15 protein-coding genes are annotated in these 14,921 nt (G+C 57.2%); 5 read left to right on the top strand and 10 right to left on the bottom strand.

Translation table 11 applies throughout. The features are described from left to right. Positions 1-3 precede the first annotated feature (3 nt). The 5 genes from BLP93_RS03885 to hisS are packed head-to-tail and all read right to left on the bottom strand — an operon-like array spanning position 4 to position 5,425. Entirely contained in the window at positions 4-834 is an 831-nt protein-coding gene (locus BLP93_RS03885) for a DUF116 domain-containing protein (RefSeq protein ID WP_092117430.1), read from the bottom strand. After that, positions 834-1,844: a methionyl-tRNA formyltransferase gene (gene fmt, locus BLP93_RS03880; protein ID WP_092117428.1), complete on the bottom strand. Its 1,011-nt coding sequence runs from the start codon at positions 1,842-1,844 to the stop codon at positions 834-836. The genes BLP93_RS03885 and fmt overlap by 1 nt, the downstream gene beginning before the upstream one ends. After that, on the bottom strand, positions 1,817-2,335 hold the full coding sequence (gene def / locus BLP93_RS03875) for a peptide deformylase (RefSeq protein WP_092117426.1): 519 nt from the start codon (positions 2,333-2,335) through the stop codon (positions 1,817-1,819). Before def ends, fmt begins: the two co-directional genes overlap by 28 nt. Continuing rightward, entirely contained in the window at positions 2,335-4,125 is a 1,791-nt protein-coding gene (aspS, locus tag BLP93_RS03870) for an aspartate--tRNA ligase (RefSeq protein WP_425248217.1), read from the bottom strand. Before aspS ends, def begins: the two co-directional genes overlap by 1 nt. A gap of 31 nt (positions 4,126-4,156) precedes the next feature. After that, on the bottom strand, positions 4,157-5,425 hold the full coding sequence (hisS, locus tag BLP93_RS03865; RefSeq protein WP_092117423.1) for a histidine--tRNA ligase: 1,269 nt from the start codon (positions 5,423-5,425) through the stop codon (positions 4,157-4,159). Between the two features lie 283 nt (positions 5,426-5,708). On the opposite strand from hisS, the gene BLP93_RS03860 reads away from it, so the two are divergent. Continuing rightward, positions 5,709-6,452 carry a molybdopterin-guanine dinucleotide biosynthesis protein MobB gene (locus BLP93_RS03860; RefSeq protein WP_092117421.1) on the top strand — a complete coding sequence of 248 codons (744 nt, stop codon included), beginning with the start codon at positions 5,709-5,711 and terminating at the stop codon, positions 6,450-6,452. Continuing rightward, entirely contained in the window at positions 6,449-7,693 is a 1,245-nt protein-coding gene (locus BLP93_RS03855) for a molybdopterin molybdotransferase MoeA (protein WP_092117419.1), read from the top strand. Before BLP93_RS03860 ends, BLP93_RS03855 begins: the two co-directional genes overlap by 4 nt. A 391-nt stretch (positions 7,694-8,084) precedes the next feature. On the opposite strand, the gene BLP93_RS03850 is transcribed toward BLP93_RS03855, so the two are convergent. Genes BLP93_RS03850 through BLP93_RS03840 form a run of 3 tightly spaced genes read right to left on the bottom strand, consistent with a single transcriptional unit; the run spans position 8,085 to position 9,389 of the window. Next, complete coding sequence (locus BLP93_RS03850; RefSeq protein WP_161946185.1) at positions 8,085-8,537, bottom strand: Hsp20/alpha crystallin family protein; 453 nt, start codon at positions 8,535-8,537, stop codon at positions 8,085-8,087. Positions 8,538-8,589: 52 nt separating this feature from the next. Continuing rightward, on the bottom strand, positions 8,590-8,958 hold the full coding sequence (locus BLP93_RS03845) for an Hsp20/alpha crystallin family protein (protein WP_092117415.1): 369 nt from the start codon (positions 8,956-8,958) through the stop codon (positions 8,590-8,592). A 17-nt stretch (positions 8,959-8,975) separates the two neighbouring features. Next, a complete protein-coding gene (locus tag BLP93_RS03840) occupies positions 8,976-9,389 on the bottom strand; it encodes an Hsp20/alpha crystallin family protein (protein ID WP_092117413.1) in 414 nt (137 codons plus the stop codon). A gap of 165 nt (positions 9,390-9,554) precedes the next feature. On the opposite strand from BLP93_RS03840, the gene BLP93_RS03835 reads away from it, so the two are divergent. From BLP93_RS03835 to BLP93_RS03825, 3 genes are all read left to right on the top strand, one after another. Then, the gene (locus tag BLP93_RS03835) at positions 9,555-12,173 is read left to right on the top strand and encodes a cobyric acid synthase (protein ID WP_092117411.1); all 2,619 of its coding nucleotides are present in this window, start codon (positions 9,555-9,557) and stop codon (positions 12,171-12,173) included. A 2-nt stretch (positions 12,174-12,175) separates the two neighbouring features. Then, positions 12,176-12,976, top strand: coding sequence for a zinc transporter ZupT (gene zupT / locus BLP93_RS03830; RefSeq protein WP_092117409.1), 801 nt, complete (start codon positions 12,176-12,178; stop codon positions 12,974-12,976). Positions 12,977-13,090: 114 nt separating this feature from the next. Further along, complete coding sequence (locus BLP93_RS03825) at positions 13,091-13,456, top strand: SpoIIAA family protein (protein ID WP_092117407.1); 366 nt, start codon at positions 13,091-13,093, stop codon at positions 13,454-13,456. A 1-nt stretch (position 13,457) separates the two neighbouring features. On the opposite strand, the gene BLP93_RS03820 is transcribed toward BLP93_RS03825, so the two are convergent. Both BLP93_RS03820 and BLP93_RS03815 read right to left on the bottom strand, forming a co-directional pair. Next, a complete protein-coding gene (locus BLP93_RS03820; RefSeq protein ID WP_161946184.1) occupies positions 13,458-13,883 on the bottom strand; it encodes a putative glycolipid-binding domain-containing protein in 426 nt (141 codons plus the stop codon). A 195-nt stretch (positions 13,884-14,078) separates the two neighbouring features. Continuing rightward, positions 14,079-14,921 (bottom strand): ISL3 family transposase (locus BLP93_RS03815; protein ID WP_092117403.1); only part of this gene is annotated, 843 nt, incomplete at its 5' end.

Below are 14,921 nucleotides of genomic sequence, written 5' to 3'. Positions count from 1 at the left end.
ACATCAGGATTTGGCCGGAGCGGCCAAAAAGCGTTCCAGGGCGGATTCGATATTGGGCAGGTCGACCAGAGTGTCCAGGCAAGGGCCGAAGGGACGCTGGTTCAGGACTCCGTAGACGGGAATGGGGTAGGTATCCTGGATGCCGCTGGATAGATCGCGGTCGCAGGCCACCGCAATGATCAGCTTGGGCTTGTTCTGGACCACGATGCGCCTGGCAATGGTCCCGCCCGTGGCAATAGCAATCTTGATCCCGTATTTCTCGGACAGACCGAGCAGGCCGTCAATGGGACATTCGCCGCATCGTTTGCAGTGCTTGATGTCGTAGGTCAGCCGCCTGGGGCATCTGGAATTTTGCAGGCAATGGGGCAGGAGCAGAAGAATTTCATGAGGCTGGAACCGCCCCCGTTCCGAGGCCACAAGTTCATTGTTCACCTTGATGAACGAAAGCCGGATATCATCCTTGGGAATGTTGAAAAACCGCCCCAACAGGGTCATCAATGGCAGGAAGAGCTTGATGGTGATGCCTCGGAACCGAGAACTGAGCGGAAAGCTCCTGCCCAGAAGAATGTTCAGGACGAGGCCGATGGACGACCACATGATCATGGAGATCAGAGCCAGCAGAGCGACCGCGAGAACAATCGGAGCAAAGGCGTGGATATTTTTCAGCCCGATGTAGGGAATGACCCAGAGAATGACCAAGAACAGGCTCAGGAGAACGGAGGCACCCAGTATCAGCCCGATAAACAGACGTTTTCTGGGATCCGAGGCTTTTTCGAGAGTCAGGTCTTCCCCAGGACCTGATTTATGGGGTGGAGACGAGGGATGCAACGGCATCAAGGCTCCGTAGGTTCACGCAGAGTTTCACAGATATTGTCGCCGGGCAGCAACTGCTGCAGATAGCCGCATCGAAACGCCAAGGCATCCATGCGCTTGGCGTGCGAAGGATGCAGGTACTCGACAAGGTAGGTCTTATCCTGGCAGGCGATTGCCAGCATTCCGTTCTGTATCCCGATGAATGATCCCGGCGCATGCGTTCCCTCGGGTAACGGCTCGCCAACTTTGCCGGGATGCACGGCAACCTTGCGAGGCGGCTGCTGCCCTCCGGGCAGATAGAAATAGGCTCCGGGCCAGGGATGCATAGCCCGGATGTGATTGTGCACCGTGCGAGCAGGCTGGTTCCAGTTGATAAGCCCCTGGTCCTTGGTTAATCGCGGAGCATAGCTGGCCAGGGCATGATTCTGCTCCTGGGCGATCAACGTTCCTTTCCGGTGGCGGGCCAGACTTTCCAGCAGAAATCGCCCGCCCAGCTCGCCAAGCTGATCATGCAGGGTCTGCGCGGTATCGTTGATGTCGATGCCCATGGCCCGTTGAAGTAGAATGGGTCCTGTATCCATGCCCTTGGCCATGCGCATGATGGTGATGCCCGTAACATGATCACCGGCCAGCAAGGCGGCCTGAATGGGGGACGCTCCGCGGTAGCGCGGCAGGAGCGAGGCATGGACGTTCAGACAGCCATGGCGGGGCAGTTCCAGGACGGCCTCGGGAAAAATCAAACCATAAGCGGCCACGATGAAGAAATCGGACCGATAGGCGTCAAGCTCCGCGTGAACCGCTGCATCCTTGAGGGTCGTCGGCTGCAGAACCGGATATCCCCTCGCCAATGCCGTTTCCTTGACCGCGGACGGCTTGCAGACCCGTCCCCGACCGCAGGGGCGGTCCGGTTGCGTGACCACGGCCTGGACGAGCACGTCAGGATCACCGGCGATATCATCCAGAATCCGGGCGGCAAAAGGCGGGGTACCGAAAAAAACGACATTCAGGGGAGCTTGTCTTTCTTGATCCATTTTTTCAACTTCTGCTCGTATAGGGAGCGTTTCAATCGGCTGATCCGGTCGATAAACAGCACGCCGTTCAGATGATCGAGTTCATGTTGCAGGCAGATGGCCAGCATGCCGTCCATTTCCATTTCCACGGGTTGCCCCTCAAGATTCAGAGCTTGCAGGCGGATCTTCTCCGCCCGTTGGACCTTGCTTCGATAGTTCAAAACGCTCAGGCAACCTTCGCTGGAGTCGACTTGGCCTTCCTGAGAGACGATTCGCGGATTTACGAGCACAAGCGGCTCCTCCCGCTTTTCCGGGCCGGATATGTCGATGACAACCAGTCGGCAGGATTCTCCGACCTGTGGAGCGGCCAGACCGAGCCCCTCCTTATCATACATGGTTTCCAGCATGTCCTCGGCCAACCGGCAGATCTCCGGCGTGACGGTTTCGATATCTTTCGCGACCTGGGCCAGGATCGGATTCGGATAGCTCAGAATGGGACGAATCTTGGCCATTATTTCACCGCTTCACGAACCTTCAGCCCAAGCTCGCGCAACTGCACGTTGGAAACGCCCGAGGGGGCCTGGGTCATTAGGCAGGATGCCTTTTGCGTCTTGGGGAAGGCGATCACGTCACGAATGGATGCGGACTGGGTCATGATCATGATCAGCCGGTCCAGTCCGAACGCAATGCCCGCATGGGGCGGCGCGCCGAATTCCAGGGCCTTGAGCAGGAAGCCGAACTGCCGCCGGGCCTCGTCCGGGGCAATGCCCAGCGCGGCGAACATCTGTTCCTGCAGCTCGGCGGAATGGATCCGGACGGATCCCCCGCCGATCTCGTATCCGTTCAAGCAGAGATCATAGGCCTTGGCAAGGGCTTTTGCCGGTTCCTCGATCATCACCCGGTCATGCCCCTCCTGGGGACTGGTGAAGGGATGGTGGCGGGCCACCCAGCGCTTGGCCTCGGGATCGTGTTCCAGAAGCGGAAAATCGGTGATCCAGACCGGTTGAAAGACCGCCTCGTCGATCAGCTTGAATCGTTGCGCCAGTTCGAGCCGCAGGTTGCCCAGGGCCGCATTGACCATGTCCGGGACTCCGGCCTGGAAAAAGACGATATCGCCCTCTTTCAGGCTCAGCGCCTGAACCAGTCCGGCGCGCTCCTCCTCGGAAAGGAATTTGGCAATGGGCGACTGCCACTCGTCCGCCTTGATCTTGATCCAGGCCAGTCCCTGAGCTCCGTAGATTTTCACGAATTCCGTCAACTGGTCGATGTCGTTGCGGGACAGACCGGCGCCCTGAGGCAGCACCAAGGCCTTGACCAGCTCGGAAGACGCGAACAGTCGGAAGTTGGAATTACGGACGATGTCCGTCACATCATGCAAAAGCAACTCGAACCGGATGTCCGGCTTGTCCACCCCGTAGTCGCGGATGGCCTGCTCGTGGGTCAGACGGGGAAACGGATCAGGCAGTGCATGATCCAGGGTCTGCTTGAAGACATGGCGGATCATGCGCTCGGCAAGCTGCATCACCTGCTCCTGGTCCACGAAGGAAAGCTCCAGATCGATTTGGGTGAATTCAGGCTGACGATCCGCTCGCAGGTCTTCGTCGCGAAAACAGCGCACCACCTGGTAGTATCGATCCATGCCCGCGACCATGAAGAGTTGCTTGAAAAGCTGCGGGGACTGGGGCAAGGCGAAAAAAGAGCCGGGGCTGATGCGGCTGGGTACCAGAAAATCCCGGGCCCCTTCGGGAGTGCTGCGGGTCAGGATCGGGGTTTCCAGTTCGAGAAAGCCTTCCAGGTTCAGAAAATCCCGGAAAGACTGGGAAGCCTTGTGCCGGATGATCAGGTTCCGGGTGCACTGGGGACGCCGCAGATCCAGATAACGGTATTCCAGGCGTGTGGATTCCGTGACTTCGACCCGGTCTTCGATGGGGAAGGGAGGCGTCTTGGCGCTGTTCAGAAGTTTCCACTCCTGCACCTCCACCTCGATGTCGCCGGTGGGCAGGTTGGCGTTGCGCATGCCTTCCGGTCGCATCCGGACAACGCCGCGGATGGCCAAAACATACTCGGACCGCAGGACATGCGCCCGCGCATGGGCCTCGGCGTTGATCTCCGGATTGAAAACAATCTGGGTCCGGCCATGCCGATCACGCAGATCAATAAAGATCAGCCCCCCGTGATCCCTGCGAAACTGGACCCAGCCCATAAGGCAGGTCTTCTGTTCCGTATCCGTTGCGCGAAGTTCCGAGCAGTGATGGGTGCGTTGCCAATCGCCAAGGGGATCGCATTCTCGTTGCGGCGACATTTCATTCATGTGCGTCAATCCTTGAGGGAAGTTAATTTTGAAGGGAAGCGCCCATCCGCTTGCGCAACTGCAGGGGCAGTTCCGACCCGGAAAGGGTGAATTGCTCGCCGTTGGACATGTCCTTGACGTGCAGCTCGCATTGCGCCGAGGACGCCTCGTCCAGCATAATGGAATAACGAGCGTTCAATTTGTTCGCGGAGCGCATCTGACTTTTCAGACTGCGAAAGACGTAGGGAAATTCCACCGAAAAATGCGCGGCGCGCAGCACCTGGGCGATCTCCAGCGCCTGTTCCAGAAAGGAGTCGCTGTGCATGGTGATGTAGACGTCGATTCCGGGTTCCGACGGAGCAGGGGCCAGCATGACCAGCCGTTCCAGGCCGCAGGCAAACCCGATGCCGGGCATGTCCGGCCCGCCCAGCTGACTGATCAGCCCGTCGTAGCGCCCGCCCCCGGCAACGGAGGACTGGGAGCCGATATTCGTGGAAACGACTTCAAAGGTGGTCCCCTGATAATAATCCAGCCCCCGCACCAGCAGCGGATTCAGATTGACCTTCAGCAGGGAACGGTCCAGCAAGGAAACCACCGCGTCAAAGTGCACCCGGCACGGCTCGCAATTGTTCTGCGTGATCACGGGGGCGTTCTTGGCAATCTCCCGGCAACCCGGAACCTTGCAGTCCAGGACGCGCAAGGGGTTGGTGTGCATCCGGCGCTGACAGTCGGCACACAGGTCGTCATGCTGAACGTCCTTGAGATAATTATCCAGGGCGGAGCGAAACGCCGGACGGCACTGGGGGCATCCCAGACTGTTCAGCTCGTATTCCAGTCCGGTCAGGCCTATTTCCGACAGGAAGCGATGCAGCATGAACAGCATGTCCACATCCACCAGGTGGGATGCCGAGCCGAGAATTTCGACGTTGATCTGATGGAACTGGCGTTGGCGGCCCATCTGGGGACGTTCATAGCGGAACATGGGCCCCAGGGTGAAAAATTTGAGGATCTCGTCCTTGCGCAACAGCTTGTGCTCGATGCACGCCCGAAGCACCCCGGCGGTGGCCTCGGGACGAAGGGTCAAGGAACGTCCCTTGCGGTCCGGAAAGGAGTACATCTCCTTCTGCACCACGTCGGTCTCGTCCCCGATCCCGCGCACGAAAAGTTCCGTGTATTCGACCAGGGGGGTGCGCAGCTCCCGACATCCATAGCGGGAAAAAACATCGCGGGCGGTATTTTCAATGGCTGTGAACTGATCGCTTTTCGGCGGAAAAAGGTCGTAGAAACCTTTTCCGCTCTGAATCGTCGTCATGAAAAATGTCCTTCGCTAAAAAGGGGTTTGATACCGAGACTGAAGGGCTGCCGTCAACGCACAAGGGATGTGCGCCGGGATCGGCATCATGAGGTGCTCGCAAAAATGATATCGCCTAAAGAGAAACTGAATTTTTTAGCGTAATCAACAGGCACTGTCAAAAAAACGGATTGACGAGTCTGTTGCCGCCAATGGTGTTTTTGGTATCTTGCATGGGCAGCACGGCCTGCAAGTGGCGAAATTGAATCGAAACCGGCTTCATCTTCAAAGGAGTGTGCAAGCGATGACCACACGAGCCATGAGCTTCGTTGGCTATCATAATTCCGGCAAAACCACGCTGGTGGCCAAGGTCGCCGAGCATTTACGCGCCACGGGCCACCGAGTGGGCATTATCAAGAGCAGCCGTCACGGGTTTGATTTTGGTCACACGGATACCGGAAAGCTGGCAAGTACGGGATGTCCGGTGGCGGGAATCAATCCGGAACAGACCATGATCGTCCTTCCCAGATCCATGCCGATCATGTCCGTCTGGACGCATCTGGAAGCGGACATCCTGCTGGTGGAAGGTGGGAAGTCGTTGGATTTTCTTCCGAGAATCCTTCTGCCCCGCAACCCGGATGCGGGCGACGATCCCCAAGACAACCCTCAAGACAGCCTTGCCGCCCTGGACAACGGATTGGCCCTCGGCACCTGGGCCCATGAAGGCCCGCCCAAGCTCCCGGTGCTAAAAGATATCGAGGAAGTTGCCGAACTTGTCCTCCAGCGCGGATTTCTTCTGCCCGCTCTGAATTGCGGAGCCTGCGGCCGGGATGACTGTGGCGCACTGGCTCGGGACGTGGTGGCCGGCAAAGCCGATCCGGATGAATGCCGGGCAGTCCAGGATTCCTTTTCCATCACCGTCAACAAAGTTCCCTTGGCCATGAACCCATTCGTGGCCACGATCATGGCTTCGACCATCAGGGGCATGCTCTGCCAATTGAAGGGATATGCCCCCGGAACCATCGACATTCACTTGGAGGAATCGTGAAGGAATCCTTTTTTCAGGTCGTATCCGTTGCGGAGTTCACCAAACTCCTGGCCACGTTCCCCAAGGCGCCCGTTCAGGAGCGGGAACTTTCCGCGGCATTCGGCATGTCCCTGGCCGAAACCATCACGTCCAGGGACGACCTGCCCCAGGCGCACCGATCCAGCGTCGACGGTTATGCGGTCCGGGCAGCCGATACCTTTGGCGCTTCCGAGTCCAACCCGGCGTACCTGGATCTGGCCTTTGCCGTGGAGATCCAGAATCCTTCGGACATTTCTCTTGAACCGGGCCACTGCGCGAAAATCACCACGGGAGGATGTCTTCCCCCAGAGGCGGACGCAGTGGTCATGGTCGAACAGACCCAGGAACTCGGTTCCGACACCATCGAAATCCGCAAGTCCCTGTCGCCCTGGGACAACGTGATGCTGCGCGGCGAGGATGTGCAGGCCGGAGAAAACGTCCTTGCGCCCGGAACCCGGCTCGACGGTGCCAGGATCGGCCTGTTGGCGGCTCTGGGTTATTCCCGGGTCCTCGTCCACCGTCATGTTACCCTGGGCATCATCTCCACCGGCGACGAGGTGGTGGGGATTGACGAGCCGGTGCGCCCGGGCCTGGTGCGTGACGTCAATTCCCACACCCTCTCGGCCCTGGCGGTCGCCGCCGGAGCCAAGGCCCTGCGGCTCGGTCTGGTTGAGGACAATCTCGAGGCCCTCACCGCTGCATTGAAACGCGGCCTGGAAGACTGCGACGTAGTGATCATCTCCGGCGGCAGTTCCGTGGGCACTCGCGACCATACCCTTGAGGCGATGCAAAGCATTCCCGGCAGTCGCATTCTGGCGCATGGAATCGCCATGAGCCCGGGCAAACCGACCATTCTGGCCGCCGCGGCAGACAAGGCCGTATTGGGGCTGCCCGGCCAGGTTGCCAGCGCCCAGGTGGTCATGCAGGTGCTGGTCATGCCCTTTCTGGCCCATCTTGGCGGACATGAACGGCCGTTCGCCATCGGGCCGACAGCGAGCGTTCCGGCGAAACTGAACCGCAACGTGGCTTCCCGGCAGGGCCGCACGGACTTTATCCGCGTCTCCCTGGAACAGGATGCCCAAAACCAGCTGTGGGCCACGCCGGTCCTGGGCAAGTCCGGACTGCTCAAAACCCTGCTTCAAGCGCACGGACTCATGGAAATCCCCGAAAATCAGGAAGGAATGACTGCTGGAAGCCAGGTCATGATCCGCCCCCTGATCTGAACTGAATATCCGTTTGCCATGATAATTGCCGTCTTAAATCAAGGTGAAGTTAATGATTCGACTGAACGTGCTTTTTTTACCCGCTTCGCTCGAGGCACGGAGACGCAAAGAAGGATTTTTTTGACTTCCGCCAAGAAAGATGCGGAAGGCAAAAGGCTTCACGCTGACGACGATTTTTTCTTGTCTCCCGCAAGGGTGCGGCAATCCTTTTGAAAACAGCTCTTCCCCTGCTTTTCAAAATTATTTTCTTGGCGAGCTCCGAGCCTTGAGCGACGACGGGAGCGGGCGGTTTGCATTTATGCATTTGCACAAGCATGCTTGAACCGTACGACCAAAAAAATGGGCGGATCATTGATGATCCGCCCGGATATGCTGAAGAGCCGAAAGCTCCTCAGTTTTCAATTGATATGCGTTTTGCTTGCGCCTTTTCGCCCTTGGGCAGGGTGACCTTGAGGACGCCGTTTTTGAATTTCGCGGTAACCTTGTCGGCCTGAATCTCGGTGGGCATGGGGATTGAGCGGCTGAAACAGCCGTATGAACATTCCTTGTGGACGGAATTTTCCTTTTTTTCCTCGTGCTCGGATTTTTTCTCTCCTCGCAAAATGAGGTAGTTGTTTTCAACCTGAAGATCCACATTTTCCGGCGAGATTCCCGGCAATTCGACATCGACCAGGACTGCTTCCGGAGTTTCAGAAATATCCACTGCCGGCATAATGTCTCCGAAGGAGGAACCCGGGGACATCGAGGACATGAAAAACGGTTCCATCATGCTGAAAATATCTGATTGTCGTGTTCCCTCTGTCTGCCTTTTGGAGCGCAAAGCGGGATAATAACGTTCCAACATGAAACACCTCCTGCAATTCAATAATCCTTCTATCTGAGAATTTTCTTGTAATTTATTCCGCCTCAACCTGAATCTTGCGCGGGAGCGCTTTTTCGGCTTTCGGCAAATGCAGCTCCAGTACGCCATTTTTCAAGGTCGCCTTGATCTTTTCCCGATCAACGATATGCGAAAGCGTGAATGCCCGCGTATATTCCACATTGCCGAATTCGACATGAATGCGGTTCTCGTTTGTCACGCCCTGGTAGGTGGATTTGCCGCCGATGCGCAATTCGTCGTCGGAAAGATCAATTATCAATTCTTCCTTGCTGACGCCCGGCATATCAACATAAATAAAAAACCCGTCGCCGGTTTCCAGGATGTCGGTGGCCGGCTTCATCCTGGGCAGCCCTTTGGCCTCGCTTTGTACGATATCCTTGTTCATGTTGTTCCTCCTGATGCCTACTGCAGGTCGATGGAAATTTTACGGGGTTTGGTGTCCTCGGACTTGGGCAGACGGATTTCCAGAAGCCCATCTTTGGCAATGGCCTTGACCTGGTCAACGACAATGGGAGCATTGACGTTCACCACCCGCTGAAAATGACCAGTGGGCCGTTCCTGGCGAAAGTATTTTCCTTTTTCAATTTTGCGTTCTCCCTTGATCACCAGGGTCGAATCGGTAAAAGTCAGGTCGATGTCCTCGATGTTCACGCCTGGAATTTCACAGCGGACGTAAATGGCATCGGTATCCTCGCTGATATTCAACGGAGGATAGGCAACCTTGCGTTGACTGATGTTCAACGGCCCCCAAAGCTCGTTAAAGACCCTGTCGAAATTGTCCATGCCGCCGTAAAAAGGACTCGTGTCGATTACCATATCTTTTTCCTCCTGAATGAAGATATTTTGTGATCGATCCAGCACGTAAACATCAAAAATTAGCAGTCAAGTTCTTGATCGACATTTTTTTGCAGTCCATGTTCCTCTACGCATACACGGACCACAATATTGACGAACCATCTTCCACGCCCCCAAATGAACAACATGAATATCCAAGCACACGGCGGTAATATCTGGCGCTTGAGCCGGGAACTGAACTGCCGCCCGGAGAGCATTCTCGATTTTTCGGCCAGTATGAATCCCTTTGGTCCGCCGGAATGGCTCTCCGCGCTCATCCGGGACAACATGGCATCATTGACTCACTATCCTGATCCGGACTGCCATGACCTGCTCCAGGCCGCATCCAGACGGCACACAATTCCCGTAGAGGAACTTATCGCGGATAACGGTACTGCTGAGATCCTTTTCCGACTGCCTCCGCTTCTGGGGCTGAACCGGGCAGTCGTTCCCGGTCCGGCCTACGGCGACTACCATGGAGCCTGTGAGACTCACGGCCTCGAGATCGAGCACATGCCCCTGAACCAGGACAACGGATTCAATCTGGACTGGGAGGAGCTGCAAAACAGACTGCACGAGCCCGCCTTGGTACTGCTTGGCCAGCCTAACAATCCCACGGGCCGCACCGTATGTCCCGAGACCCTGCGCCGCGTGGCCCGGGCTCACCCCCGCAGCTGGTTCATCGTTGATGAGGCTTTTGCCGATTTCGTACCCGATCTGGATCGCATGACCAGAGACCGACCGGACAACGTCATCGTCCTGCTCTCTTTGACCAAATTCTACTCAATACCCGGTCTGCGCATCGGTCTGGCGGCCATGAACGCCCAGCTCGTCCTGCGCTACATGGCTATGTGTCCTGCCTGGTCCGTGAACACTTTGGCCCAGCTTGCCGGAACAGCCTGTCTGGCGGATTTCGAATTTCAGCAGCTCAGTCGTGAGCGGAACAATGCTCAGCGGACGGAACTGGCTCAGACCCTGGCCCGGCTGCCGGACCTGCGGGTTTATCCCTCGGCTGCAAACTTTCTGCTCTGCCGCACGACTCACTCCCGGTTCAACGCCCTTCAGCTGGCGGAAAAGCTGCTGGCACAGCGCATCACCATCCGGACCTGCTCCAATTTTTCTGGACTGGATGAACGCTATTTCCGGGTGGCCGTGCGCCTGCCCGAGGAAAACCAAAGGCTTTGCGACGCATTGTCGGAAATTTTTCTTGGAAACCGCCCCTCCCGGATCAGCAAAAGTCCGACTCCAGCCCTGATGTTCCAGGGCACTGGTTCGGATGCCGGAAAAAGCCTGCTTGCTGCAGCTCTGTGCCGGATCCTGCGCCAGGACGGTTTTTCTCCGGCCCCCTTCAAGGCCCAGAACATGGCCCTGAATTCCGGCGTCACTCCGGACGGCGGGGAGATCGGCCGGGCCCAGATGCTCCAGGCCCAGGCCTGCGGCCTGGAAGCGGATCGCCGGATGAATCCGGTCCTGCTCAAGCCCAATTCCGAGACCGGATCCCAGGTCATCGTTCTGGGCCGTCCCCAGGGCAACATGAGCGTATCGGACTACATCCGAGCCAAGGAAAAGCTGCGGAGCGTCGTCCATGAGGCATATGACGGTCTGGCCGCGGAGCACGACGTCATGGTTCTCGAAGGCGCGGGCAGCCCGGCGGAGATCAACCTGAAGCGTCACGATCTGGTGAACATGACCATGGCCCGCCACGCCGGGGCCGCCGTCTATCTGGTCGGCGACATCGACCGGGGCGGGGTCTTCGCCGCGCTGAGCGGAACCATGGACACGTTGGAGGGTTGGGAACGGGAGATGGTCCGCGGCCTGGTGATCAACAAGTTCCGCGGGCAACGCTCCCTGCTCGATCCGGCCCTGGAGTGGATCACCCGCCGCACTGGCCGACCCATGGTCGGGGTCGTGCCGTACCTTGCGGACCTGGGCCTGCCCGAGGAGGACTCCGTGGGCTTCAAGCAGGGCCGGCTGTTTCATTCGAGCCCTCCGCGAACCGAAAAACGGGCTTTAGAGGATGCAGTGCTGGACGTGGCCTGCCTGGACCTCCCCCACATCTCCAATTTCACGGATCTTGATCCCCTGGCCGCGGAGCCCTCGGTTTCGCTGCGCCTGGTCCGCACCGCCAACGATTTGGGAAATCCGGACCTGCTCATCCTGCCCGGCACCAAGAACGTCATGGCGGATATGGCCTTTCTGCGCGAACGTGGCCTGGTCGCGGCCATCCTGGATTTAACCGCATCTGCGCCAACCCAGCTTATCGGCATCTGCGGCGGATTCCAGATGCTCGGCGAAGTGATCCACGATCCCCATGGCCTCGAGTCCTCGACCACGCAGTCCGTTACCGGACTGGGACTGCTTTCCATGACCACCAGCCTGGAGTCTTCCAAGACACTGTGCCGGACAGCCGCGGTCCACCTTCCTTCCGGCCTCGAAGTTGCAGGATATGAGATCCATCACGGCCGATCCGCTGTCCGGGAGTCCGGGCATGCCGCTGAGCTGGTCCCTATCATCAGGAACGCCGACGGGCAGAACATCGGCTATGGCCGGCGTGACGGGCCCATCTGGGGCTCGTATTTGCACGGCATTTTCGACAACACTTCCTTCCGACACTGGCTCCTGAACAACATGTTGGCCGTGAAGGGAGCTGATCCCCTGTGCGGGGTCCAGGGCTGGGACCTGGAGCCCGCCCTGGACCGGTTGGCGGATCATGTTCGGCAGCACCTGGATATCGACCAAATCTACAAGACCCTGAGAGTGCGTTGACCATGGAAAACAATTTGTTGTTGGCGTTTGCCCTGACCACATTTGCCGGACTGTCCACCGGCTTCGGCAGCTTTCTGGCCATATTCGTCCGCCGGGAAAACAAGATGTTCCTGGCCGCGGCCCTGGGATTTTCCGCCGGCGTTATGATCTACATTTCCTTTGTGGAAATGCTTCCGGAAGCCCTGGAACTGCTTGAACCGGTCCACGGTGAGCATGCCGCCGCTTGGCTCATGGCCGGGGCCTTTTTTGCCGGGATCTTTTTCATTGGCATCATCGACCGTTTGGTTCCGGAATATGAAAATCCCCACCATGTCCGGTCCATAAGCGAGATGCAGCCGAGCATAGCAAACCGCAAGCTGCACCGGATGGGTGTCTTCGCTGCCCTGGCCATTGCCATCCACAACTTTCCGGAAGGCATGGTCACATTTTTCGCCACTCTGCACGATCCGACCCTGGGCGTGGCCATTGCCATAGCCGTGGCCCTGCACAACATCCCCGAAGGCATCGCCATAGCAGTGCCCGTCTACTATTCCACGGGAAGCAGAATAAAGGCCTTCTGGCTCTCCTTGCTTTCCGGCCTGGCCGAACCTCTTGGCGCCGTGATCGGCTACCTGATCCTGCGCCCCTTCTTCTCGGACACGGTTTTCGGCTTGGTTTTCGCCGGAGTCGCCGGAATCATGGTCTTCATTTCCATCGACGAACTTTTCCCCGCAGCCAAGGAATACGACCAGGGCCATACGCCGATCTACGCTCTGATCATCGGTATGATGGTCATGGCGTTGAGTCTGTTGTTGTTGATGTGAGACATGGGCAGAGCAAATGATTAATTGTAAAGATGGATGATGTTTGTCGTCCAAGTTCCGACCAGAAGTTCAACATTAATCGTAACGATAACAAGATTCGTAAGGAGAAGGATGATGATCGAGCACACGCTTGATGAACAACGATCCGTGCTCCATGTTCGGCCTTCCGGTCCGCTCCGGGAAGAGGATTTCGAAATTCTGGCTCGAAAAGTAGATCCTTTTATCAAACGAAGCGGCGGGCTCCGCGGTCTGCTGATCGAAACCGCGGACTTTCCAGGATGGACGGATACGGCAGCGGCTCTGCGTCACATTCGATTCGTCCGCAACCACCACCGCGAAATCGACAAGGTGGCCATTGTCACAGACTCGCCAATAGGCGAAGTTGCCGACCATCTGGTCGATCATTTCGTGGCAGCTGAAATCAGGCAATTTCCGTACGGCGAACGTGATGCGGCAATGAAATGGTTAAATCAAAGCTGAATCAAAACCAGACATCCATGCTCCCAGCATCCACTTCAACATGTTCAATGAGAAACAGACCGGGGTAGCTGACGATGACCCCTTGCGCGGAAAACACCAGCGTTCCACTATAGCCGACGCCTGGCGACTGGTACTCGTATTCAGTGTCTGAAATTCGCTTGTAGCGCTGTGGGAGCACCTCAAACCTCAACTGAGGGAAAGTCAGGTAAGCGGCGTGCGCTTGCGCTTCTTCACCAATGCGCAAAGCCAGTCGCCGAACTGGAAGGAAGTTCGTTGCTGGAGTAAAGCCGAGGTCACAGATCTGACAGCCTGTGATTTGTGGCAGTTCAGCACCATTCACTGTCCATGCACCGTATGGATTCGCATCCACTTCGGCAATTGCAGCTTTAAAATCTCGTGTGGGTGCTACTCCTGATGCGGCGACCACTTGGAGTTTCGTATGGCCCAATAGAGGGTTCAGGGTGATGTTCGAGTCTCTGTCAGTCGGACTTTGATCTTCGCTGGATCCTGACGGCAGTCCAACGCAGCCCAGACGTGGACCGTTTCCCCTTCGACCTTGTAGTACACTGCGTATGGAAACCGTTTGGAAAGAAGACGGGTTCTTCGACGTTTGATGTGGAATTCATGATGTTATCAAGATCTGAATCGGAGCCGCGATTAGGTAGACTATCATGATGAAATTCTCCACGTTTCGATAACCTCGAGCCCGAGCCCTCGCTGCCTGGAACAAGCCATTGAAGCCCTCAAGTCGTGCATTGGTATGCAAGGAATGCCAACGGTTAATGATACGCGGCAAATGCCTTTCAAAGCTGGCAAGAGCGCTCCTTACGGGCTCCAGGAGCGGACAGTTGATTGCATACTCAGCAGCATGCTTGAGAAAATGGGTAATGCGCCATCTTGCGGCCTGCTTTGTTTCGGCCTGTCGGATCCAGCGCAGGAGTTCTTTGACCCGATATGCTTTTGCGGTGGCGAAGCCCTGCTCGACGAGTTCCAGCAGAGCGTTCTTTTGGCCATCTGTGCGTCCTTTTTCCCCGCCTTTGAGCACGGTCCAGCGGGTATGCTCCGGCAGTTTGGTCTGCTTAGCCTCCAGCTTTCTGACATCATCGACAGCCTTGGTGAAGAGTTGGACCACATGGAACCAGTCTACTGTGACCTTGGCGGCCTTGAATTCTTTCTCAATGGCCGAAAGGAAAGCTGGCGACATGTCGCAGACAACCTCGATGAGGTTATCGGGATGACCGCCGTGCGCCTCAATGAACGAACAGAACTTCGCCAGGCCTTCTTTGCCTTTGCCGGGGGTCGCGAAGATCACAGGTTTTTCGGTCCGGTCCAGGTCGATGAAAACGGTGATATAGTTGTGTCCGCGTTTGGAGGCCGTCTCATCCAGGCCGACAGCCTTAAGGCTCTTCAGATCCAGTGCGGCAATGGCTTTGGACACATAATGGCGGACGATGCGCCACAAGCG

This window comes from Desulfonatronum thiosulfatophilum, assembly GCF_900104215.1.
Classification (GTDB): domain Bacteria; phylum Desulfobacterota; class Desulfovibrionia; order Desulfovibrionales; family Desulfonatronaceae; genus Desulfonatronum; species Desulfonatronum thiosulfatophilum.
Note: the sequence above shows the minus strand (reverse complement) of the source record. Positions and strands in the feature narration are given on the sequence as shown.